The sequence below is a fragment of the Streptomyces sp. NPDC127190 genome (assembly GCF_042672505.1).
Classification (GTDB): domain Bacteria; phylum Actinomycetota; class Actinomycetes; order Streptomycetales; family Streptomycetaceae; genus Streptomyces.
The window spans coordinates 205,869-228,090 of record NZ_JBHXVE010000007.1; the positions used below are offsets into that span (position 1 = coordinate 205,869).

The following is a 22,222-nucleotide window of genomic DNA, read 5'->3' on the forward strand; positions in this document are numbered from 1 at the left end:
TCACAGTGTAACGCCCCGGGGGCCGGGCGGAAGCGGCGGACCGCCGCCGCAGCCCCCGCACCGAGCACACCGACCTTGTGAGGACGACCGTTCAATGGACATGCTGTGGAACGGCTGGGGCGACCCGGCCAAGGCGGCCCCGCTGCCCGAGACGGTGACCGGACTGCTGCGCGACCTGCTCGGCGTCAAGCCCGTCAGCACGCCCCCGCTCGCGCTCGAGGACATCCGCCTGCCCGCCCCCACGGCCGCTCCCGCCGCCCTCACGGCGCTCGCCGAGGCCGTCGGCGGCGCACAGCACGTGCGCACCGACGAGGACAGCCGCATCCGGCACACCCGCGGCAAGTCCACCCCCGACCTGCTGCGCATCCGCGCCGGTGACATCACGGACGTCCCCCAGGCCGTCGTCCTGCCCGCCACTCACGACGAGGTCGTCGCCGTACTGCGGGTCTGCGCCGCGCACGGCCTGGCCGTCGTGCCCTTCGGCGGCGGCACCTCCGTCGTCGGCGGACTCGCCCCCGAGCGCGGCGCCTTCGTCGCCCTGGACCTGCGCCGGATGAACCGCCTGCTCGACCTGGACCCCGTCTCGCGCATCGCCGTCCTGCAACCCGGCCTGCGCGCCCCCGAGGCCGAGGCCCTGCTCGCCGAAGAGGGCTTCACCCTCGGCCACTTCCCGCAGTCCTTCGAGTGGGCCACCATCGGAGGCTTCGCCGCCGCCCGCTCCAGCGGACAGGCGTCCGCCGGGTACGGCCGCTTCGACGAGATGGTGCTCGGCCTGACCCTCGCCACGCCCGCGGGCACCCTGGAGACGGGCCGTGCCCCGCGCTCCGCGGCCGGCCCCGACCTGCGCCAGCTCGTCCTCGGCTCGGAGGGCGCCTTCGGCGTCATCACCTCCGTCGCCGTACGGATCCGTCCGCTGCCCGAGACACGGGTCTACGAGGGCTGGCGCTTCGACTCCTTCGAGGCGGGCGCCGCGGCCCTGCGCCGGCTCGCCCAGGACGGGCCCCGGCCCACCGTGCTGCGGCTGTCCGACGAGACCGAGACGCTCATCGGCCTCGCCCAGCCCGACGCCATCGGCGCCGAGGCGGACCTGAGCGGCGCGGGCTGCCTCGCCGTCACCGGATACGAGGGCACCGAGGAGGACACCGCACGGCGCCGCGCCCAGGCCGCGGCCGTCCTGACCGACTGCGGCGGCACCCTCCTCGGCACGGAACCCGGCGAACGCTGGGCCCACGGCCGCTACTCCGCGCCGTATCTGCGCGACGCCCTCCTCGACGTCGGCGCCTTCGCCGAGACCCTGGAGACCGCCGCGTTCTGGTCCCGCGTCCCCGACCTGTACACGGCCGTCCGCACCGCCCTGACCGACACCCTCACCCAGGCCGGCACCCCGCCGCTGGTGATGTGCCACATCTCCCATGTGTACGAGAACGGCGCCTCGCTGTACTTCACCGTCGTCAGCGCCCAGGGCGAGGACCCGGTGGCCCACTGGACGCCCGCCAAGCACGCCGCCAACGAGGCCGTACTGGCCGCCGGCGGTACCATCTCGCACCACCACGGCGTCGGCACCGACCACCGCGACTGGTACGTCCGCGAGGCCGGACCGCTCGCCGTCGAGGCGCTGCGCGCCGTCAAGCGCACCCTGGACCCGGAGGGCCTGCTCAACCCCGGCGTCCTGCTGCCCACGGACTGACCCGAGGTGACCGACGGCGCGACGGCCGACCGCGACCGGTCCCGACCCACCCCGCCCCTTGCGACCCCGACCGACCCCGCCCCTTGCGACCCGCCTGACGGAGACACACCGATGCGACAGTTCACCGCCGTCGTCAACCCGACCGCGGGCGGCTCCACCGCGGCGGCCACGCTGCTTCAGGTGGCCCGGCTGCTCCGGGCGGCCGGGGCCGGGCTGGAGACCGAGTACAGCCACAGCCTCGCCCACGCCCAGGACATCGCCCGCCGGGCCGGCGAACGCGGCCGCGTCGTGCTGGCCGTGGGCGGCGACGGCATCGCCGGCGGCATCGGCGGCGCACTGAGCGGTACCGGCACGGTCCTGGGCCTGGTACCCGCCGGACGCGGCAACGACTTCGCCCGCGCCCTGCGGCTGCCCACCGACCCGGCCGCCCTCGCCGACCTGCTGCTGCACGCCGAACCCAGCCCCGTCGACACCATCGAGATCGAATCGTCCGTGCACCGGGGCACCGTGGCCCTCGGCAGTGTCTACGCCGGGGTCGACGCCCTCGCCAACCGGCACGCCAACCACGCCCGGCTGCTGCGCGGACCGGCCTCCTACTACGCGGGCGGCCTGCGCGCCGTCACCGGCTGGCGGCCCGCCGACTACCGTGTCACCGTCGACGGCGAGGAACACCCCCACCGCGGCTACACGGTCGTCGCCGCCAACTCCCCCTACTACGGCTCCGGCCGGCTGATCGCCCCCGACGCACGCCTCGACGACGGACTGCTGGACGTCGTCATGATCCGCGAGGCACCGCGCCGGCTGTTCTTCGCCCTGATGAACGAGCTGAAGACCGGCGCCCACATCGACCGTCCCGAAGTCCGCGTGCTGCGCGGCCGGGAACTGCGCATCGAGGCCACGCGTCCCGTGCCCTACGGCGCCGACGGCGAGGTGGAGGCCACCCTGCCGGTGACCGTGCGGGTACGGCCCCGGGACCTTCCGGTGCTCTACCGGCCGACGGGTGCGGCGCCGCCCGTTGATGGGTAGGTCTCCCGGCAGGAAAGGGGCGCGGTGACATGACGCTGGAGCAGGTCGAGGGTGTGGTACAGGCGGTCGTCGTCCACAACGGGCGGGTGCTGCTGGTGGAGCGCGCGGGCGGCTGGGAACTCCCCTCGGGGACACCGGAGCCCGCCGAGACGGCGACGGCGACCGCGGCCCGGGTCGTCTACGAACTCACCGGCTACCTCGTCGACGGCTCCACCACCCTGGAGCCGGCCGGGCCGGTCCCGCCGGACGGGACGACACCGGTGGTCTGCCAACTGCTGAGCGGCTCCCCGTCGGACGGCGCCCGGCTCCCCGCCGAGCGGCTGCGCTGGGTGGCCACCGAGGCGGCGGCCCGCTCCGCACTGCCGCCGGCCGTGCGGGACTACCTCCGGGGCCACTCGGCGACCTGAGCCCCGGGCAGGGCTGCGGCACCCCGATCCGAGAAGCCGTTCCCGCCCCCTCGGACACTCGGCGACCTGAGCCCTGGTCAGGGCTGCGGCGCCGACCCGAGGAACTGTTCCCGCCCCGGGGACACTCGGCGACCTGAGCCTCGATCATGGCTTCGGCGCCGACCCGAGAAACTGTTCCCGCCCCGGGGTCACTCGCGACCTGAGCCTCGATCATGGCTTCGGCGCCGACCCGAGGAACCGTTCCCGCCCCCGGGGACACTCGCGACCTGAGCCCCGGTCAGGGCTGCGGAAACCGTTCCCGGTCGACGACCACCCGGTCGATCTCGCCCGTCGCGACCAGCTTGCCGGATCCGTCGACGGCCCGCACCGCGAAGGTGAGCCGTCGTCCCGTCACCGCGGCCGGTGGTTCGGCGGTCACCTCCACCCGGCCGCCCACCCGGGTGGCCCGGAGATGTTCGACCCGGACGGCGGTACCCACCGTCGTACGGCCCGGCCCGGTGAACGGAGCGGCGGCGTGTACGGTCGCCGCCTCCAGCCAGGCGATCAGCCGCGGGGTGGCCAGCACGGGAACATCACCGCTGCCCACCGCCGCCGCGGTGTCGGCGTCGGTCACCTCATGGCGCATACGGCCACGCTAACGCAACCCGGCGCCCCGGGAACGGCGATCCGCGACCCGCAGACTCCGCTTGCGGGGCGTCAGCCGCCGGGTTTCAGTGAGTACCGGCCCCCGCGCATCCTGGAGCACGTATGTCGATGTCGTTCGGTGCACCGCTCGGTTCGTCGGATCCGTTCAGCGAACTGCTGAATCATTTCTTCGGAATGTCACCGGCGTCCTCGCCGCCGGCGGTGCAACGCGTCCCCATCGGCCGGCTGCTCACCGAGTCCGCGCAGGAACTGCTCAACAAGGCCGCACGCAGAGCCGCCGACGACGGCACCTCCGACCTCGACACCGAGCACCTGCTCTGGGCGGCGACCCAGGTCGAACCCTCCCGCAGGCTGCTCACCCAGGTGGGCCTGGACCCCGACACCCTCGCCCGCCAGCTCGACAAGGCGCTGCCGCCCGAGTCCGGCGAGCCGTCCGCACGGCCGGGGCTCACCCCGGCGGCCAAGCGGACCCTCGGTGCCGCCTACGCCCGGTCCCAGGCGTCCGGAGTGTCGTACATCGGCCCGGAGCACATCCTCGGCGCGCTGCTGGGCGACAGCGACACCGGTGCCGCCCGGCTGCTGCGGGCCGAGGGACTGGACACCGGCAGGCTCACCGGCCTGACCGAGCAGGCAGCCCGCGCCGAGGCCGCCCCCGCCGAACGCCGGATCCCGGCCACCACCCTGGACGAGTACGGCCGCGACCTCACCGAGGAGGCCAGGGCCGGCCGGCTGGACCCGGTGGTCGGCCGCGCCGAGGAGATCGAGCAGACCGTCGAGATCCTCTCCCGGCGCTCCAAGAACAACCCGGTGCTCATCGGCGACCCCGGAGTCGGCAAGACCGCCATCGTGGAGGGACTCGCCCAGCGCATCGTCGCCGGAGAGGTCCCCGACACCCTCAAGGACAAGCGCGTCGTCGCACTGGACCTGTCGGGCATGGTGGCCGGCGCGCAGTACCGGGGCCAGTTCGAGGAACGGCTGAAGAAGGTCATCGAGGACGTGCAGGCGGCCGGTGGCCGGATCATCCTGTTCATCGACGAGCTGCACACGGTCGTCGGCGCGGGCGCCACCGGCGAGGGCGCCATGGACGCGGGCAACATGCTCAAGCCCGCGCTCGCCCGCGGAGACCTCCATGTGGTGGGCGCCACGACCATCGACGAGTACCGCAGATACGTGGAGAAGGACGCCGCGCTCGAACGCCGCTTCCAGCCCGTGATGGTGCCCGAGCCCACCGTCGAGGAGACCGTGCAGATCCTGGAGGGGCTGCGCGACGCCTACGAGGCACACCACCAGGTCCGGTTCGACGACGGGGCGCTGGCGGCCGCCGCCGAACTGTCCGACCGCTATGTCACCGACCGGTTCCTGCCCGACAAGGCCATCGACGTGATGGACCAGGCCGGCGCACGGGTACGGCTGCGCAGCGTCGGCCGCTCCACCGAGGTGGTCAGCCGCGAGGACCGCATCGCCCGGCTCCGCCGCGAACTCGAACAGGCCGTCGCCGCCGAGGACTTCGAGAACGCCTCGGAACTCAAGCGGCAGATCGCGGAGGCGGAGGGGGAACTCGCCGGCATCGAGGAGCGCAGGGAAGGTGTCGTCTCCGTGACCGCCGCCGACATCGCGGACGTCGTCGCCAGGCGCACCGGCATCCCGGTCTCCCGGCTCACCGCCGGCGAGAAGGAGCAGCTGCTCCGGCTGGAAGAGGAGATGCACGCCCGGATCGTCGGCCAGGACGAGGCGGTCACCGCGGTCGCCCAGGCCGTACGCCGCAACCGCGCCGGCATGGGCGACCCGGACCGCCCGGTCGGCTCCTTCCTCTTCCTGGGCCCCACCGGCGTCGGCAAGACCGAACTAGCCAAGACCCTTGCCGCGCTGCTCTTCGGCGAGGAGGACCGCATGGTCCGCTTCGACATGAGCGAGTTCCAGGAGAAGCACACCGTCGCCCGGCTCGTCGGCGCGCCTCCCGGCTACGTCGGCTACGAGGAGGCCGGCCAGCTCACCGAGAAGGTCCGCCGGCAGCCGTACAGCGTGGTGCTGTTCGACGAGGTGGAGAAGGCACACCCCGATGTCTTCAACACCCTGCTCCAGATCCTGGACGACGGCCGGCTCACCGACGCCCAGGGCCGCACCGTCGACTTCCGGCACTGCGTCGTCATCATGACGTCCAACATCGGCGCGCACCGCATCCTCGACCACCGGGGCGATGTGTCCGGGCTCAAGGATCAGCTGATGGACGACCTGCGGGACCGGTTCCTGCCCGAGTTCCTCAACCGCATCGACGACATCATCGTCTTCCACGCCCTCACCGAGGACGACCTGAGCCGGATCCTGGACCGGCTCCTCGACCGCAGCGCCCACCGGGTGCACGCCCAGGGCCTGCGGCTGGAGGTCACCGAGGCCGCGAAGAAGCTGCTCATCGCCCACGGGCATCAGCCCGAGTTCGGCGCCCGCCCGCTGCGCCGCACGGTCCAGACGGAACTCGACAACCGCATCGCCGGCCTGCTGCTCGGCGGCGAGGCCGACCCCGGTGACACCATCGTCGCCGACGTCCAGCACGACTCCCTGCACTGCACGGTCCGCAAGACCGGGGGCTGACCCCTCGGCTAGCGGTGCTCGGGGTTCTCGTAGTCGCGGCGGCAGCCGGCGTCCCAGGCGGTGCGCTGGTTGCCGTAGGCGGGCACGCCCCCGGCGTCCTTCAGCAGGCGGGCCAGGTGGAGGAGGTTCCAGGTCATGAAGGTGGTGTTGCGGTTGGTGAAGTCGTTCTCCGGGCCGCCGGAGCCGGGGTCGAGGTAGGAGGGCCCGGGCCCCGCCTCGCCGATCCAGCCGGCGTCGGCCTGCGGCGGGACGGTGTAGCCGAGGTGCTGGAGGCTGTAGAGGACGTTCATGGCACAGTGCTTGACGCCGTCCTCGTTCCCGGTGATCAGACAGCCGCCGACCCGCCCGTAATAGGCGTACTGCCCGGCGTCGTTGAGCAGGCTGGAGCACGCGTAGAGGCGCTCGATCACCTGCTTCATCACCGAACTGTTGTCACCCAGCCAGATCGGCCCGGCCAGGACGAGCACATCCGCCGCCATGACCTTCTCGTACAGCGCCGGCCAGGCGTCCGTCTGCCAGCCGTGCTCGGTCATGTCCGGCCAGACGCCGGTGGCGATGTCGTGGTCGACCGCGCGGACGACCTCGACCAGCATGCCCTGGGCCTCCATGATGCGCACGCTGCGGTCGATGAGCCCCTGGGTGTTGCTGCGCTCCGGGGACCGCTTGAGGGTGCAGTTGAACACCAGGGCGCGCAGGTCGTCGTAGCGGGCGGGCGGTGCGTCGGGGGACGGCGACGGCGTGCTGGTCACGGACTCTCCGCAGGTCGTGCCACCGTGCCGGTCAGGGTGGCGCAGTACGACCCATCCTGCTGGCCGGCCGCGCGGTGGCACCGGAACCGGCACCACCGGACCGGCGCAATCACTCCGTCGGCCGCACGGGCGCCGCCGGGCCGGGATGGCAAAAGATGATCGATATCCATAACGATCTAGGCTCGGCCCTTGTGCGTGGTCTGATCCGTTTTAGCCTCCGCACATGGGATTTCTTTCAAGCCGCCGCAGACGGGCACGCCTCGCCCCCGAACTCGACGACCAGGAGCTGGGCAGGCTGCTGAAGTCCCTGGTGGCGACCACCAGGACCGGAACCATCGCCACCACCGATCTGTGTGTGGCACAGATATCCCGGCTGCTGGACCAGGACCCCGGCGACTGGGACCGCCGCACGCACCGCATCAGCGTCCTGGCGGAGTTCCTCACCGGGTCGAACCTGCCGAGATCCTGGGTCACCCGCGAGCCCCGCAACGCCACCGCACTCACGCTGTACGGCTGGACCCGGGTCGCGCAGATCCACACCCAGGACCAGCCGGGCGACTCCGCCGACGCCGTCGACAGCTGTCTGCGCGCCGCCGAACTCGCCCCGCAGGACCCCACCCCCTGGGTGGCCCTGCTCGGGCTGGCCCGCTGGGAACGGTGGAAGCAGCCCCAGGCCTTCGGCGTGTGGAACGAGGTGCTCGCACGGGACCGCTGGAACCGCGAGGCCTATCTGAACATGCTGGCCTACCTCAGCCCGGAAGGGGCCGGCTCCCGGCTCCAGGTGCTGGAGTTCGTGGACACCCTGGGCGCCCGCATGCCCGCCAACGCGCCCTGTGTGGCGACGGAACTCACCGCCCAGGTCCGGCAGTACCACTCCATCCTCGACCGCGGCGGGTTCGAGGCGCTGGTGGCACGCAACCACTGGTCCCAGGGCACGGCGGTGCACGCCCTCGACCGCGTGGCCCACACCTGGGGGCAGCCGGGATTCCTGCGCCACGCCCAGGCCCTCGCCGACCTGAACCTCCTCGCCTACGCGCTGACGGCCGCCGAGCGCCGCGCCGAGGCCCGGCCGGTCTTCGAGGCGATCGGCGGGGTCGTCACCGCCTGGCCCTGGCAGGCCGGCGGCGACCCCCTGGCCGAGTTCGAACAGGCGCAGCGCCGGGTCACCGGCGTCTGACCACGGTCACCCGGTGGTGTCCTTGGCGGGCGGTGCCTCCGTCGTGGGGGACGCCGTCGCCGGTGCGGCCTTGATCGTGTAGAAGACGGAGCTGCCCTGCTTGGCGCGGTGCGCCTGGTTCCTGGCCACCAGGTTCTCCAGGGCGGTGCGGATGACCTTGGTCTGGACGTGCCGCTCGGGGTGTGCCCGGTCGAGCGCCTCGGTGACCTCCGCGGCGGACCGGGGCTCGCTCTGCTCCGCCAGATGACCGCGGACGAGTTCCACCAGGGTGACCTGAGGCGCCTTGGCGGCGGCCTTGCGGGCCGGTGTCTTCCTGGCCGGTGTCCTGCGTGCCGGTGTCTTCCGGGGCGCGGCCTGCTCCGCCGCCGGCTTCCCGGCGGTCCGGGCGCCGGTCTCCGTGCCGGTCTCCGCCTGCTCCGCGCCGTCCTTCCGCGCCGAGCGCCCCGAGGCCGGCGCGGACGCGGTCGCGGACGTGGTGCGCGGAGCGGGCACGACCGGCCCCTCGGCGGTGCCGGCGCCGCCCGCCGCACCCGTGACGCCGAGCGCCTGACGCATGCTCACCAGCACGGCGTGGTCGTGCCGCAGCGCCGTCAACTGTTCCTGGAGGGCCGAGATTTCGGCCGTGACGCGGTCCTGTTCCTTGAGGTTGCGCTCAAGGTCGCTGGTGACCTGGCTGACGTACTGGGAGGTCAACTCGGTGACCGGGGTAGGGTTTTCGGGCATCTTTCCCTCCGGATGTGTCCGCGGCACGCCCCGCGCGGCCCATGACGCCGGGCAGGGAAACGGAGTTGCGGTGCGGGGCGCCCGACACCTCGATGATAGGGGCGGGCAGGCCCCGGGCCGCCGGAGGACGACACCCCGGTGCGTCACGGCCGTACGGCACACCCCGGGGTCACCCGGTGGAACCGGGCTGCGGGCGGACGGTCAGGATCTGCTGGGCCGTGCCGACCGGACCCTCGACGTCGTGCAGCACCGTGCTGGTCAGACCCTGGCCGGCCGGGCCGAAGACGACGGTGGTGTCCAGGCCGGTCCAGTCGCCCACCGGCTGCCGGTGCAGATGAACCGTCAGGTCGACGTTCGGGTAGAGCCAGGCCGTCGGCGGCTGCCGTACGGCGATGCCGTTCGCGGTGTCCACCAGCGCGAGGTAGGAGGCGAGGGGACCTGCGGACTCGCCCGCCACCAGATCGAGCGGCGTGGACACCCAGGCGGTCGCACGGCCGGGCCGGGGCGGTGTCACCGGCCGGACGTCCAGCGAGGCGATGTACCCGCCGGGCCACACGTCGGCCATCTGCCACCGCGCGAGCGACTCGGGCGGCGCGAGCGGGTCGGCGCCGCCGCCCGCCACCGCGCCGGTGTCCTGCGCCGCGAGCAGCCAGGCACGGGCCCGGACCGCCGTACGGCCGGCGATGTCCACGGTGGCCTCGAGGAGTTCGATGGTGCGGCCGGGGCGGACGGTCTCCACCCGGACCTCGCACTCGTCCAGCGCGAGCCGGCCGAGGATGTCGTAACCGATCCGGGAGACGGCCAGGCCCTCGCCGCCCGGGCGGGCGGCGAGGTGACCCTCGATCGCGTGGGCCACGAGACCGCCGAGCGGGCTGAAGTGCTGCTCGCTGGTGTCCCAGGCCCCGCTCGCGTGCTCGGTGGGCTTGAAGCGGTGTTCGTCGATGCGTTCGTAATAGGCGTCGGGCTGCACAGGTCCATCGTCCCGTGAGAACCGCGACAGATGTTTGCGAAAGGAGACCGGATCCGGGGGCCGTGCGCAAACTTCTCCTCGTACAGATGATCAGGGGGTGAAATCCTTGCCGTGGCCGGACGGGAGGGGGCTCGCCGCCCGGCGGGGCGGCGGCGTCAGCGTCCCGTCAAGAGGACCGAGGTCCCCGTCAGAGTCCCGTCAGGGCCCGCCACCGCCGGGGAGGCAGGGCATAACGTCGACGGCGAGCCCCGGTCCGCCTCCCCGCGCCCGGGGCCTTTCGCACCACCGCCGTCCGGACCGGTCAGCCGGAGCCGAAGCCGAGCGCGAAGATGTGCAGGCCGCCCGCGGTGACATCGGACGGCAGGCGCACACTGCGGACCGTCCTGCCCGCGGCCAGGGCCACCGGGGCCGTGGCGAAGACATAGGCCCTGGCCGGGTCGGGTGCCGAGCCCGCGTGGTTGCGGTGTCCGGTGGTCACCGCGACGGTGTCGCCGGGCAGCGGTGTCGCGGTGCCGGCGTTGAGGGTCCAGTCGGAGAAGGCGACGGGGATCTGCTGGGTGGTGCCGTCCGTGTAGGTGACGAGGGCCGTGCCGGAGGACGGGCCGTTGTTGGCGGCGCCCAGGAAGGACAGCGTGCCGGAGCCGGAGACCTGCACGGTCTGTCCGTTCGCCTCGTAGTTGTCCGGCGTGGCGGGCGCGACGCCGGGCCAGGTGAACGAGACACCGGCGGCGGTGATCCGGGATCCCGGGGTGACGCCCGCGGCGGCCAGGGCCTCGGCGGAGTAGCTGTACCCGGCCCCGTCGAAGTTCGCCGTGTCCGCCGCAGCGTCGGCGGAGGTCCCGATGTCGGTGTAGGTGGGGTTCCCGGGGTAGGAGGGCGGGGCGGCCGAGCCGTCCGCCGCCCAGGCCGGGTTGGCGGTGGTGCCGAGGTCGAAGGCGAGCGTGCCGCCGCCGGTGAGCGCGCCGACCGGCAGGTACGCCTTGTTCCAGGCCTTGCCCTGCCAGGTGGCCGACTGCACATAGGGCGCGTCGTCGGCGGCGTGCGCGCCGTCGACCGTGAGGGTGCGGCCGGACGGCAGGGTGAGCACGGCGCGCGGGAAGAGCGGGCTGCCCAGCGCCAGATCGGCGGTGCCGGGTGTCTCCGGGTACATGCCGAGCGCGGACCACACGAACCAGGAACTCATCTCGCCGAGATCGTCGTTGCCGGCGAGCCCGTCCGGGCCGTCGGTCCAGATCTGGTCCTGCACCTGCCGCACGGCCTGCTGGGTGCGGTAGGGGCGGCCGATGTAGTCGTACTCCCAGGGGATGTCCAGGCTCGGTTCGTTGCCCAGATTGGTGTGGCCGCCGGCCCCGGTCAGCGAGGACAGGTCGGTGTCCAGGAACGCGGCCGTCGCCTGGTCGCCGCCCAGGGCGGTGGCCAGCCCGTGCAGGTTGAAGGGCACCATCGGCGTGTACTGCCAGGAGTCGCCCTCGACGAAGTACTTGCCCGAGGTGGGGGAGAAACCCGCGGTCCACCGGCCGGAGGCGTCACGCGGCTGGACGAAGCCGCTGCCGAAGTGGAACAGGTTCTGCCAGTGCTGGGCCCGGTCGGCGAACCGGCGCTGGTCGGCGCGGTCGCCGAGGGCTCCGGCGAAGGCGGAGACGGCGAAGTCGGCGGAGTCGTACTCGAGTGTGGTGGCGGCGGCTCCGTAGAAGTTGCAGCAGCCGTATCTGCCGTTGGCGGGCAGCCAGCCGAGCTGTTCCAGGTAGTTCAGCCCGGGGCGGTTGGCGCCCGCGGTGGTGGCCTCCGTGACCATGGCCCGCAGCGCGGCGGCGGTGTCGAAGTGCCGGGCCCCGAAGGCGTGGTACTCGGCCAGGATCGCGTCCGCCGGGTCGCCGACCATCACATGGGTCTCCCCGTTGTTCTCCGACCACTTGGGCAGCAGACCGGTCTGCCGGAAGTCGTCGACCATCGACTGGGCGGTGTCCGAGGCGATGCCCGGGGCGAGCAGCGCCTCCAGCTGGGCCTGGGAGCGGTAGACGTCCCAGCCCGAGTAGTTGGCGTAGGCGGCGGCGTGGCCCGGGTCGACGGTGTGCACGGTGCCGTCGAAGCCGGGGTAGCGCCGGTTGACGTCACTGATCACGTTCGGGTGGAGCAGCGCGTGGTACAGCGCGGTGTAGAACACCGTCTGCCGGCTGCGCGTGCCGCCCGCGATCCGCACCCGGCCGAGCAGCGCGTTCCAGCTGGTGTGCGCCGCGCGCCGTACGGCGTCGAAGCGCCAGCCGGGGTTCTCCGCGGTGCGGTTGTCCACGGCGTCGGCGACGGAGACGTAGGAGAGACCGACCTTGGCCTGGACGGTCCGCCGGGCGGTGGTGTCGAAGGTGACATAGCCGTCGGTCCCGCTCGCCCGCGGCACGAAGGCGTGCGGGCCGGTGGGAGCGGCGCCGTGCGGGACCGGCTTGTTCGGCGCCTCGGGAGCGTCGGGTGGCGCCTCGGTCCGGGGGGTGGACGGTGTCGCCGCGGCCGTGGGCGTGCCGCTGTCCGCGAACGGCCGGTCGAAGAGCATGTCGAAGTAGACGGTGTAGGAGTTGTGGGTGCCGCAGAAGTTGCCGCTGGTGACCTGGCCGCTCACCTCGCTGTCGCCGACCACCGTGAACCGGGTGTCGGACACGCCGTTCTGGCTGGCCGTCAGCTTGAAGAGGAGGTTCGCCCGGTCCGTGGCGGGAAAGGTGAACCGTGCCATGCCGCTGCGGGTGGTCGCGGTCAGCTCGGTGCCGACGCCGTTGTCCAGCGTCACCGCGTACATGCCAGGGGTGGCGGTCTCCCGGGTGTGCGAGAAACCGGCGGTGGCGCCGGTGTCCACCGCGCCGGTGGTCGGCAGCACCGGGATGTCCCCGGCGGCCCGGCAGCCCGGTCCCGCGATGTGGGTCAGGCTGAACCCGCTGACGGCGGAGTCGCCGTACTCGTAACCGCCGCCGTACGGCCGGTGCGGTGCGGTGTCCGGGCTCCACTGGACCATCCCGAACGGCGTGTCGGCGCCGGGGAAGTCGTCGGCGGCGTGCGAGGTGCCGATGAACGGGTCGACGAGCGAGGCGGGGTCGGCCACCGGCGCGGGCGCGGCGGATGCCGGCGCGGGGACGGACAGGACGGCCGCCACCAGGGCGCCCACGGCGCACACGGACGGCCATAAGCCTCTGCTGGACCTTCTCGGTCGTGCCATCGTGACCACGTCCCTTCGGCGGACCGGCGCAACGGCTCGAACGGGCCGACGGTGCATGCCCGTTCGACAACGTTGTCCGGTAACAGGCAGTACACCCGGGAACGGTGGCCCCCCACCCCCCTCCTGTCAAGGACCCCCGCCGCCCCCCGGCCCGGAACCGGCCGGGCGGGGGGCTCGTCAGGGACGGTTCACGCTGCGATGCGCAGCCAGGTGTCGCCTGAGCGCAACCACAGGACACCGTCGCGGCCCTGGCCACAGTGCCCGACGACCCGCCCGGGCACCCGCACCCTCCGCCGAAAAGGACGGCGTCAGGGGTGGCTCACGGGCGTACATCTGTTTGATGCTCGACTTGGTGTCCGGACCCCGGCGGTGATTTCCCTCGGCGACTGCCGCACACGGCACTGTTGTTCGGCTGTCCGTGCGTACTTGCACAGCCATTCGAGTGGCCACCGATGCCAGCTTCCGAAGCGCCCTGCGGATCAACGGGTGCACTGGACGGCGTTCCCAGAGGGGGCCACAGTCAAGGAGACATCGGATGCGCGTACCGCGCAGAATCGTAGGGAGCGCCGTTCTGTCGCTCCTGCTGGCGGGCGTCTCACCGGCCGCCGCCCAAGCCGCGTCCACCCAGAGCAAAAACGGCCTCGCCTGCCCCACCACGCATCGGGAGACCGCGAAGAACACCGCACCGTACCCGCAGCTGGAGGCCTACCACGGCAATGACTGGCGGCTCGGTCCCAAGGTGCTTCCCCGGACCGGCCCCATCGGGAGGATGTTGCGGGGTTACCGTCCGGAGGGCCCCACCTCGCGTTACTGGTTCCTCGGGTGCTACTGGCAGACCAACCCGCAGAAGGACCCGACGCAGCAGATCGGCGGCTGGTGGTACCCGGACAACAACGGGTTCGTGCTCCGCGACGGCCGCCCCGTGGAACATCCGTTGACGCTCCGGAAGGGGCAGCGCATCGACCTCTTCGGCAGGGGGGACTCGGGTCAGTACCTCGCACCACAGGGCACTCCGTATGCCAAGCGCGCGATCCCGCCGAACAACCTCGACGAGTACAACACCGCCGATCCTCCGTTCAACTACCACCTCTACGAGGTCACCGAGGCGTTCACGGTCGAGGCCGGTCCGGCCAGGCCCTGGTTCAACCAGCCCGGGCTCGGCACCCAGTACTTCACGAGCACCGTGGTCGGGGACCTGAAGGCCCAGGGGAAGCTGAAGGAGATCACCGGCACATGACGGCGGACCGGGTCGGCCGTGTGCTCAACGCGGTGCGCACGGCCGACCCGGCTCGGTCCACAGGTCGCCGCCGGGAGCATCGCCCGCACCTGTGCTTACGACTCCGTCGACGACACCGCCTACTGGACGGCACTGGCCCTGCGCGTAGAGCAGCCCGTCCTGTCCCGGCCCCGCCCCTCCGCCACGGCCTCCAACCGCCCAGGCCGGTGACCTTCTGCCCCCCTGGCCACCGCCGGACAGCGCAGCGACCCCGGTACGGCCGTGCTCGAAGGCATCCGGCTCCCTCGCATCGACCGGCCGCCCCCGCGTCCGCGCACTGCGGGTGCGGGGGCGACGAGCGCCGACGGGTCCGGGTAGAAGACGCAGAATGGCTGGAGGACGGCTTCTTCCAGCTGGACGTGGTCGACTCCCTGGCCGAGAACGCCCGGCGTTCCTCCTGGGACGAGTGGACGAGCATCATCTGCCCGACGCCGGCCGTGCTCGGCCAATCCGGACTCATCGCTCCGGACGAGTGCGACAGGATGCTCCGGCAGCGACCCGAGGCGGTGGCGATGAGCATCCCCGGGGCAGGGCACGACCTCCACCTGGAGCAACCCGGCGTCCTGCTGGAGGCGCTTGAACGGTTCCTCCGGGACATCGCCGCATTGCCGCAGGGCCCGGTGTTCCCGTAGGGCGTCGGCAGGGGCACGGAACCCCGGTCAGAGGATGTCCTCTTCCTCCGGTACGACGACCTGGTCGATGAGGTGCTGGATCTGTTCGCTCGGCAGTGCGACCGCCAGGGCCCAGTAGTAGATGACCAGACTGAAGACGGCCACCACACCGATGTCCCACCACAGCGGGAACCAGGGGTGCTTGAGCGGGCCGAAGTCGCTGAGGTAGACGATCAGGCCCATGCCGACCAGGTAGACCGGCAGCCACTGGGCCGCGCGCAGGTCGAGCTGGGGGGTGATCGGGTTCATCTTGAACACCCGGTTGGCGACCAGGATGACGTACCCGAGGAGGATGGCGACACCCAGCTTCCAGTCGGTGGTCCAGCCCGACCAGAGGATCAGCAGGTTGGCGACGACGAAGGCGAGCGGCGACATCCAGGCGCCGCCGGGCAGCCGGTAGGGGCGGTGGGCGTCCGGCAGCCGGTTGCGGAACACCCCGAAGGACAGCGGGGCACCGGCGTACATCAGCACACTGGCGCTGGTGATCAGCCCGACCAGGGACCGCCAGCTCGGGAACGGCAGGAAGCAGATGCAGCCGATCACGAAGGCGGTGATCAGACCGACCCAGGGGACACCCCGCCGGTTGGTGCTCTCGAAGACGGACGGCACATAGCCGTTGCGGCTCAGGCCGTACGACACCCGGGACGAACCGGTGATGTAGATCAGTCCGGTGCCGGCCGGGGAGATGACGGCGTCGAGGTAGAGGATCGTGGCCAGCCAGCCCAGGCTGATCAGGGTGGCGACCTGGGCGAAGGGACCGCTGAGGGCGGTGAACGCGGAGTTCGCCCAGTGGGCGCCGATCTGGGAGGCGGGCAGCGCGGCGAGGAAGGTGACCTGCAAGAGGATGTAGATCAGGATGCCGAGGAGGATCGAGCCGATCACCGCCCGCGGGATGTCCCGCTTGGGGTTGGCGCTCTCGCCGGCCAGCTGGTCCGCCTGCTCGAACCCCAGCAGCGCGAAGATGATGCCGCTGGTGGAGACCGCGGACAGGATGCCCTTGGCGCCGTACGGGTTGAAGCCGTCCGCCGCGGTGAAGTTGCTCGTGTGGAACTGGGCCACGGCGAACACGAAGATCGTCAGCAGCGGGACGCCGACCTTCCACCAGGTCGCGGCGCTGTTGGTGTTGGCCAGCATCCGGATGCTGAGGAAGTTGACGGCCGTGATGACCGCCATCAGCCCCACCGCCACGGCGATGCCCGGCGGGGTCAGGACGTGTTCGCCGCCCTCCACCTTCTCCCAGCCGCTCGCCCACGAGTAGTGCTGGGCGTAGGTGATCATCGCCAGCACCTCGATGGGCGCCACCGTGGCCGCCTGGAGCCAGGAGAACCAGCCGAAGGACGCGCCCGCGGCGCCCCCGAAGGCATAGTGCGGGAAGCGGGCCGTGCCGCCCGACACCGGGTACATCCCGCCGAGTTCGGCGTGCACCAGCGCCAGGATGAGGATCGCGAGTCCGCCGATGGCCCAGGAGATGATGGCGGCGGGGCCCGCGGCGGCCAGGGCACCCTGCGCGCCGAACAGCCACCCGGATCCGATGATCGAGCCTTCCGAGGCCCAGATGAGTCCGATGAAGCCGATCTCGCGCCTGAGCCCTGGGCGATGAGTACTGGGACCGGGCGTCTGCTCTGACACGGCCATGGTCCACACCCCCTTAGTAGGGTGATGCTCAGCACCATGGTGACATGGAGTCGTGGACTCGGCTCTCCGTGTGCCGAGCGGGCCCGGCCGGTCAGGGGGAGTGGGACGCGAAGGCCAGGAAGGTGCCGTAGGACAGGGAGACGGCGACGAGGGCCGCGCCCACCAGCCGGAACCGGGCCGGCCGGGTCCGCCACAGCCGCACCAGTGCCCGGGCCGCCGGGACGAGCAGCGGAAACGCGGGCAGCAGAAACCGCGGCCGGGACTCGAACGGGCCGGAGACCGCCACCACCGGCAGCAGCAGCACCCCGGCATAGACGAGGAGCGCCAGCGGGGCCCGCTCCCGGCAGAGCCGCCAGAACAGGGCGATGCCCGCCACGACGATCACCAGCGCCACGTCGTGCACGACGTCGCCACCGTGCCAGGGCAGCGACACCAGGAAGCGCAGGGTCCCGGCACCGAGGTCGAGGCGGGTGTCCCACGCGTTTTGCACATGGAAGTACCCGTGCAGCAGATCCCCGGTCCGGTGCCCCACCCACAGCACGTAGCCCGCCCAGCCGAGCGGCGCCACCAGCACCCCGGCCCACAGCCCGGCCGGCACCCGGCCGTCGCGCCGTACGACCTCACGGCCGGCCACCACGATCACGGCCGCGGCCGCCGCGATGCCGTTCGGCCGGGACAGACCCGCGAACCCGGCCAGCACCCCGGCCGCCGCCCAGCGCCGCTGGAACAGCGCGTACAGGCACCACGCGCAGAGGGCGGCGCACAGCGGCTCGGTGTAGGCGAGGCTCAGCACCACCGACTGCGGAAGGACCGCCCACAGCACGACCAGGGCGGCGGCGGTCGAGGGGTCGTACAGGCGGTGGACGAGGGAGTGGACACCGAGCGCCGCCGCCCCGGCGGCACCCCACGCGAGCAGCACGGCTGCCTGTGCCGGGGACAGCGGCAGCAGCGCCGTCACCGCGTGGACGAGCCCCGGGTACAGCGGGAAGAAGGCCCAGTCGGTCTGCACCGCGCCGCTCTGCGTGATGTGGAGCCGGGTGCCGTAGCCGTGCGTGGCGATGTGCAGATACCAGACCGAGTCCCAGGAGTGGGCCAGACCCTTCAGCGGTGAGTGGCCCGAGAGCCGGCTCACCAGCGCCACCAGAGCGGCTCCTGCCAGGCGTACGGCCGCGAACACCGCCACCGCCCGAAGGGCACCGGGGGTCCACACCGGCCACCCCTGCTCACTCCCGACGGCGGGACCGGCGTCCCGGCTCCCGGACAACTCACGGCGCTGCGGGGGAAACGTACTCACCCGCCGAACCCTGATCGACCCCACGGGCGGACGCAACGGACCACGCGGTACAGCCCCCTCCGGATCCCGCTCCCGCACCCCCGCACGCCGTTCCACCGCGGGTGCCGCCCCCGACCGGCCGCCGCGACACGGCAGTTCGCGGCCGCCGGACGCACCGGGCGCTGTTCGCGTTCGGCGCACTGTGGGCTCCGCCATATGGACGCCCGTGCCCGCGCACGCCACGATGCCGTGAGCGTTCCGGCGGGGGCCGTGAGCGCCGAGAGCGCGGTAGCGAGGAGTGATCATGGCCAATCTGGCGGAGTTCCTGGTCGAGACGGCCCGACGGCTGCCCGACCGGCCGGCGCTGCTGCTGGGTACGACGGCCATCACCTACGCCGAACTCGACCGGCTGACCGCCCAGGCCGCCACCCTGCTGGAGGCGGAGGGCGTGCGCCCGGGCGACCGGGTCGCGCTGATGCTGCCGAACGTGCCCGAGTTCGTCGTCCTCTACTACGGCGTGCTGCGCGCCGGCGCCATCGTCGTCCCGATGAACCCGCTGCTCAAGGAGCGCGAGACCGAGTTCCACCTGCGGGACTCCGGCGCCGTGCTGCTCCTCGAATGGCACCAGGCGCCCGGCGAGGGCACCGCGGGCGCGGCCGCCGCCGGCGTACGGCACCTCGCGGTCGAACCTGCCGCCCTCGCCGCCGAACTGGCGGCCCGTCAGCCCCGGCCCGAGGTGGCGGACACGGCCGACGACGACATCGCCGTGCTGCTCTACACCTCGGGCACCACCGGCCGCCCCAAGGGCGCCGCGCTCACCCACGCCGGGATCCGCCACAACACCGAGGTCAATGTCACCGACGTCCAGCGGGTGACGGCCGAGGACGTGATCGTCGGCTGTCTGCCGCTGTTCCACATCTTCGGGCAGACCTGCACGATGAACGTCGCCGTCCGCAGCGGCGCGGCGCTCGTCCTCATACCCCGCTTCGACCCGCCGACCGTGCTCGACGCCATCGCCCGCCACCGGGCAACCGTCTTCGAGGGCGTGCCCACCATGTACGCCGCGCTGCTCCAGCACCCCGCCGCGGCCGAGGCCGACGTGTCCAGTCTGCGCCAGTGCATGTCGGGCGGCGCCTCGCTGCCGGTGGAGATCCTGCACGGCTTCGAACGGCGCTTCGGCTGCGTCGTGCTGGAGGGCTTCGGCATGTCCGAGACCAGCCCGGTCGTCACCTTCAACCACCTCGACCGCCCGCGCAAGCCCGGCTCCATCGGCACGCCCATCCGCGACGTCGAGGTACGGCTGCTCGACGACACCGGCCGGGACGTGGCCCCCGGAGAGGTCGGCGAACTGGCCGTACGCGGACCGAACCTGATGAAGGGGTACTGGAACCTGCCCGCGGAGACCGCCGAGGCCGTCCCCGACGGCTGGCTGCGCACCGGCGACCTGGCCCGCCAGGACGAGGACGGCTATCTGTTCATCGTCGACCGGAAGAAGGACCTCATCATCCGCGGCGGCTACAACGTCTACCCGCGCGAGATCGAGGAGGTCCTGCACGAGCACCCCGCCGTCGCCCTCGCCGCCGTCCTCGGTGTGCCGGACGCCCGGCTCGGCGAGGAGGTGGCGGCGGCGGTCGTGCTGCGCCCGGGAGCCCAGGCGGAGCCCGAGGAACTCCGGGAGTTCGTCCGGGAGCGGGTCGCCGCCTACAAGTACCCGCGGCGGATCTGGCTGACCGAGGCGCTGCCGCTGGGCCCGAGCGGCAAGATCCTCAAGCGGGAGATCACGGTCCCGTCCGCCTGACCCCGGCGGCCCGGGCGCGGTGACGGCAGCGGTCGAGAAGTCCGGTGGGTGCGCCCGCGCCTACCGGAACACGGCCCGGGCGTACGGCAGTTCGGTCACCCGCCGGTCCTTCTCGGCGTGCAGGGGGTGCCGGGCGGGCATGCCGCCCGGCGGACGAGCGGGGGTGTCCGCGCCGTCCGCCACCAACTTGACCGCAATCCGGCGCGGCGCTCGCCCAGGTCGGACGTCCTGCCGCAGCCGGTGCACCCCGTCCGGCATGCGCACCCGGACGCCGGCCTACTGCCCGGGCCGCGCCGCCGGAAAGGGCCCGCCGTCGGCCGGGCGCAGAAGCCTCCCAGGCATAGGGGAGGGCGCCGCCCCTCGTGCGGCGGCCGCTCCCGGGCGGTGGGGCCGTACCCGGGGCCGCCGTCCGGCCCACCGGGAAGACCCGCTGCCGCTCCCCGCGCCCCCGCCGCGCGCTGCCCCGCCCGTCTCGACATGCGCCCGGTGCCGGAGGCGGCGTACGGTGTGGCCGTGCCCGTCCGTGGGCGCGCGGTGCCGTGCCACCGGGGCGCTGCGTCCCCGCGGCTGCCACTGCGAGGGAGCGGCCCGTGACCGTGAGCGAGGCGCGCATCGACTACCGGGCGGTGTTCGGGGCACTGCCGGGCATGGTCGCGCTGCTCACGCCGGACCTGGTCTACCTGGATGCGAACGAGGACTTCCTGCGCCACTCCGGCCGCGCCCGCGAGGACCTCATCGGCCGCTATCTGTTCGACGTGTTCCCCGACAACCCCGCCGACGCCGGGGCCAGTGGAGCCCGCAACCTGGAGGCGTCGCTGCGCCGGGTGCTGGCCACGGGCGAGCGGGACACCATGGCCCTTCAGCGCTACGACGTCGAGTCGCGGGAGCGCCCCGGCGAGTGGGAGGAGCGGTACTGGAGCCCGATCAACGCACCGGTCCTGGACACCGACGGCCGGGTGATCCTGCTGGTGCACCGGGTGGAGGAGGTCACGGAGCTGCTCCGGGCCCGCGGCCGCGCGGTGGGCGACCGGGCCCGGGTGCTGGAGGCGGAGCTGTACACCAGGTCCCGGGAGCTCCAGGAGGTCAACGAACGCCTGCGCCGGGCCCACGCCCGGGAACGCGAGATCGCCCTCGCCCTCCAGGACGCCATGCTCCCCGCCCCACCGCTGACGGACCACGAGCGGATCGCGGTGCGCTACCGGCCCGCGGTCGGCGCGCTGAACGTGTGTGGCGACTGGTACGACCTGGTCGAGCTGGCCGGTACCTGTATGCAGGCGGCGGTCGGCGACGTCGTCGGGCACGGCCTGGCCGCGGCGTGCGTCATGGGCCAGCTGCGCAGCGCCCTGAGTGCGGCCTCCCGGGTCTCGGCGGGCCCCGCCCAGGCCCTGGACGTACTCGACCTGTACGCCCGCTCGGTCGAGGGCGCCGAGTCCACCACCGTGGTGTCCGTGCACATCGACTGGGACGGCCGCACCCTCACCTACAGCAGCGCCGGTCACCCCCCGCCCGCACTGCTGTGCGCGGACGGCACCGTGGTGTTCCTGGACGAGGCCACCGACCCGCCGCTCGGCGCCCACCCCGACCACGTCCGCCGCCCGCAGGCCGAGCTGGCCTTCGCCGGGGGAGACACCCTGGTGCTGTACACGGACGGGCTGGTCGAACGCCGCGGGGAGGACCTGGAGGCCGGCTTCGCCCGGCTCGCCCGCTCCCTCGCCGCCCACCGCGCGCTCGGACCCGAGGAGCTGGCCGCGGCACTCCTGCTCGACCTGCTCCCGGCCGCCGGCGCCACGGACGACACGGCGCTGCTCGTCATCCGCCTGTAGGCGCACCCGGGACGCCGGCGGCCCGGCCGCGCTGCCGCACAATGGCCGCGGGACACACAGCGGAACGGGAGCCGACGTGCGGGCACGAGACCTGGCAGTGGAGTACGAGACCGTGGGCGTCGACACCGACGCGACCGCCGCGGCACGGCTGATGGCCGAGCACCGGCTGCCGGCCCTGTTGGTCCTGGACGCGCAGGGCGCGCCGCAGGCGGTCCTCCCGGCCTCGCAGATGATCAAGACTCTGGTGCCGGCGTATGTGCTCGACGACCCCACGCTGGCCGCCGTGGTGGACGAACGCCACGCCGACCGGCTGTGCCGGGCGCTGGAGGGCCGTACGGTCCGCGACTGCCTGTCCCGGAGCGTGCCCGCGCCGCCGGTGGCCGAGCCCGACGCGACCGCGCTGGAGGTCGCCGCGCTGATGGCGCGGGTGCGCAGCCCGCTGGTGGCGGTCGTGGACGGCGACGGGGCCGGACGCCGGCTGCTCGGCGTGATCACCGCGTCCCAGCTTCTGGAGCGGCTGCTGCTCGCCGCCTCCTGAACGGACGGCGCGTCAGGGGCTTGTCAAAGACGCATC

The 22,222-nt window shown here is 72.9% G+C and carries 18 protein-coding genes; 10 read left to right on the forward strand and 8 right to left on the reverse strand.

Features of this window, described 5'->3' with window-relative positions:
* The first annotated feature begins 94 nt into the window (after nucleotides 1–94).
* The 3 genes from ACFVIU_RS14180 to ACFVIU_RS14190 all read left to right on the forward strand — a co-directional run bounded on the left by ACFVIU_RS14180 (nucleotide 95) and on the right by ACFVIU_RS14190 (nucleotide 3,120).
* Nucleotides 95–1,687, forward strand: coding sequence for an FAD-binding oxidoreductase (locus ACFVIU_RS14180; RefSeq protein WP_385842672.1), 1,593 nt, complete (start codon nucleotides 95–97; stop codon nucleotides 1,685–1,687).
* 111 nt (nucleotides 1,688–1,798) lie between these two features.
* Nucleotides 1,799–2,713: a diacylglycerol kinase family protein gene (locus ACFVIU_RS14185; protein ID WP_385842674.1), complete on the forward strand. Its 915-nt coding sequence runs from the start codon at nucleotides 1,799–1,801 to the stop codon at nucleotides 2,711–2,713.
* Nucleotides 2,714–2,742: 29 nt separating this feature from the next.
* The gene (locus tag ACFVIU_RS14190) at nucleotides 2,743–3,120 is read left to right on the forward strand and encodes an NUDIX domain-containing protein (RefSeq protein WP_385842675.1); all 378 of its coding nucleotides are present in this window, start codon (nucleotides 2,743–2,745) and stop codon (nucleotides 3,118–3,120) included.
* Between the two features lie 277 nt (nucleotides 3,121–3,397).
* Here the strand turns inward: ACFVIU_RS14190 and ACFVIU_RS14195 are convergent, their stop codons facing one another.
* Nucleotides 3,398–3,745 carry a thioesterase family protein gene (locus ACFVIU_RS14195; RefSeq protein ID WP_385842677.1) on the reverse strand — a complete coding sequence of 116 codons (348 nt, stop codon included), beginning with the start codon at nucleotides 3,743–3,745 and terminating at the stop codon, nucleotides 3,398–3,400.
* Between the two features lie 122 nt (nucleotides 3,746–3,867).
* Between ACFVIU_RS14195 and ACFVIU_RS14200 the strand changes: the two genes are divergently transcribed.
* Nucleotides 3,868–6,354, forward strand: coding sequence for an ATP-dependent Clp protease ATP-binding subunit (locus tag ACFVIU_RS14200; protein WP_385842679.1), 2,487 nt, complete (start codon nucleotides 3,868–3,870; stop codon nucleotides 6,352–6,354).
* A gap of 8 nt (nucleotides 6,355–6,362) precedes the next feature.
* Here the strand turns inward: ACFVIU_RS14200 and ACFVIU_RS14205 are convergent, their stop codons facing one another.
* Entirely contained in the window at nucleotides 6,363–7,103 is a 741-nt protein-coding gene (locus ACFVIU_RS14205) for a flavodoxin family protein (protein WP_385842680.1), read from the reverse strand.
* Between the two features lie 223 nt (nucleotides 7,104–7,326).
* Between ACFVIU_RS14205 and ACFVIU_RS14210 the strand changes: the two genes are divergently transcribed.
* Complete coding sequence (locus ACFVIU_RS14210) at nucleotides 7,327–8,280, forward strand: hypothetical protein (RefSeq protein ID WP_385842681.1); 954 nt, start codon at nucleotides 7,327–7,329, stop codon at nucleotides 8,278–8,280.
* A gap of 6 nt (nucleotides 8,281–8,286) precedes the next feature.
* On the opposite strand, the gene ACFVIU_RS14215 is transcribed toward ACFVIU_RS14210, so the two are convergent.
* From ACFVIU_RS14215 to ACFVIU_RS14225, 3 genes are all read right to left on the reverse strand, one after another.
* A complete protein-coding gene (locus ACFVIU_RS14215) occupies nucleotides 8,287–9,003 on the reverse strand; it encodes a hypothetical protein (RefSeq protein ID WP_385842682.1) in 717 nt (238 codons plus the stop codon).
* A 169-nt stretch (nucleotides 9,004–9,172) separates the two neighbouring features.
* Nucleotides 9,173–9,973: a thioesterase family protein gene (locus tag ACFVIU_RS14220; protein WP_385842683.1), complete on the reverse strand. Its 801-nt coding sequence runs from the start codon at nucleotides 9,971–9,973 to the stop codon at nucleotides 9,173–9,175.
* A 301-nt stretch (nucleotides 9,974–10,274) separates the two neighbouring features.
* Nucleotides 10,275–13,121: a lectin gene (locus ACFVIU_RS14225; protein ID WP_385842684.1), complete on the reverse strand. Its 2,847-nt coding sequence runs from the start codon at nucleotides 13,119–13,121 to the stop codon at nucleotides 10,275–10,277.
* Nucleotides 13,122–13,707: 586 nt separating this feature from the next.
* Here ACFVIU_RS14225 and ACFVIU_RS14230 point away from each other — a divergent pair.
* The gene (locus ACFVIU_RS14230) at nucleotides 13,708–14,409 is read left to right on the forward strand and encodes a TNT domain-containing protein (protein WP_385842685.1); all 702 of its coding nucleotides are present in this window, start codon (nucleotides 13,708–13,710) and stop codon (nucleotides 14,407–14,409) included.
* 398 nt (nucleotides 14,410–14,807) lie between these two features.
* Nucleotides 14,808–15,080 (forward strand): alpha/beta fold hydrolase, encoded by a 273-nt coding sequence (locus ACFVIU_RS14235; RefSeq protein ID WP_385842686.1) that lies wholly within the window; start codon nucleotides 14,808–14,810, stop codon nucleotides 15,078–15,080.
* Between the two features lie 27 nt (nucleotides 15,081–15,107).
* Here the strand turns inward: ACFVIU_RS14235 and ACFVIU_RS14240 are convergent, their stop codons facing one another.
* Together ACFVIU_RS14240 and ACFVIU_RS14245 are read right to left on the reverse strand one after the other, a co-directional pair.
* Nucleotides 15,108–16,754 carry an APC family permease gene (locus ACFVIU_RS14240; protein WP_385842687.1) on the reverse strand — a complete coding sequence of 549 codons (1,647 nt, stop codon included), beginning with the start codon at nucleotides 16,752–16,754 and terminating at the stop codon, nucleotides 15,108–15,110.
* Between the two features lie 91 nt (nucleotides 16,755–16,845).
* A complete protein-coding gene (locus ACFVIU_RS14245; RefSeq protein ID WP_385842688.1) occupies nucleotides 16,846–18,048 on the reverse strand; it encodes a hypothetical protein in 1,203 nt (400 codons plus the stop codon).
* Between the two features lie 283 nt (nucleotides 18,049–18,331).
* Here ACFVIU_RS14245 and ACFVIU_RS14250 point away from each other — a divergent pair, with 283 nt between their 5' ends.
* On the forward strand, nucleotides 18,332–19,825 hold the full coding sequence (locus tag ACFVIU_RS14250; protein WP_385842690.1) for a long-chain fatty acid--CoA ligase: 1,494 nt from the start codon (nucleotides 18,332–18,334) through the stop codon (nucleotides 19,823–19,825).
* 60 nt (nucleotides 19,826–19,885) lie between these two features.
* Here ACFVIU_RS14250 and ACFVIU_RS14255 read toward each other — a convergent pair whose 3' ends face one another.
* A complete protein-coding gene (locus ACFVIU_RS14255; protein WP_385842691.1) occupies nucleotides 19,886–20,008 on the reverse strand; it encodes a hypothetical protein in 123 nt (40 codons plus the stop codon).
* A 413-nt stretch (nucleotides 20,009–20,421) separates the two neighbouring features.
* Here ACFVIU_RS14255 and ACFVIU_RS14260 point away from each other — a divergent pair, with 413 nt between their 5' ends.
* Nucleotides 20,422–21,648, forward strand: a complete 1,227-nt coding sequence (locus ACFVIU_RS14260) for a PP2C family protein-serine/threonine phosphatase (RefSeq protein WP_385842797.1) — start codon at nucleotides 20,422–20,424, stop codon at nucleotides 21,646–21,648.
* Nucleotides 21,649–21,724: 76 nt separating this feature from the next.
* Nucleotides 21,725–22,186: a CBS domain-containing protein gene (locus tag ACFVIU_RS14265; protein WP_385842692.1), complete on the forward strand. Its 462-nt coding sequence runs from the start codon at nucleotides 21,725–21,727 to the stop codon at nucleotides 22,184–22,186.
* The last annotated feature ends 36 nt before the right edge of the window (nucleotides 22,187–22,222 follow it).

Bases quoted from the DNA above. Each gene is read 5' to 3' on its own strand.
- ACFVIU_RS14180 (WP_385842672.1), top strand. From the start codon at position 95: ATGGACATGCTGTGGAACGGCTGGGGCGACCCGGCCAAGGCGGCCCCG.
- ACFVIU_RS14185 (WP_385842674.1), top strand. From the start codon at position 1,799: ATGCGACAGTTCACCGCCGTCGTCAACCCGACCGCGGGCGGCTCCACC.
- ACFVIU_RS14190 (WP_385842675.1), top strand. From the start codon at position 2,743: ATGACGCTGGAGCAGGTCGAGGGTGTGGTACAGGCGGTCGTCGTCCAC.
- ACFVIU_RS14195 (WP_385842677.1), bottom strand. From the start codon at position 3,745: ATGCGCCATGAGGTGACCGACGCCGACACCGCGGCGGCGGTGGGCAGC.
- ACFVIU_RS14200 (WP_385842679.1), top strand. From the start codon at position 3,868: ATGTCGATGTCGTTCGGTGCACCGCTCGGTTCGTCGGATCCGTTCAGC.
- ACFVIU_RS14210 (WP_385842681.1), top strand. From the start codon at position 7,327: ATGGGATTTCTTTCAAGCCGCCGCAGACGGGCACGCCTCGCCCCCGAA.
- ACFVIU_RS14215 (WP_385842682.1), bottom strand. From the start codon at position 9,003: ATGCCCGAAAACCCTACCCCGGTCACCGAGTTGACCTCCCAGTACGTC.
- ACFVIU_RS14230 (WP_385842685.1), top strand. From the start codon at position 13,708: ATGCGCGTACCGCGCAGAATCGTAGGGAGCGCCGTTCTGTCGCTCCTG.
- ACFVIU_RS14240 (WP_385842687.1), bottom strand. From the start codon at position 16,754: ATGGCCGTGTCAGAGCAGACGCCCGGTCCCAGTACTCATCGCCCAGGG.
- ACFVIU_RS14250 (WP_385842690.1), top strand. From the start codon at position 18,332: ATGGCCAATCTGGCGGAGTTCCTGGTCGAGACGGCCCGACGGCTGCCC.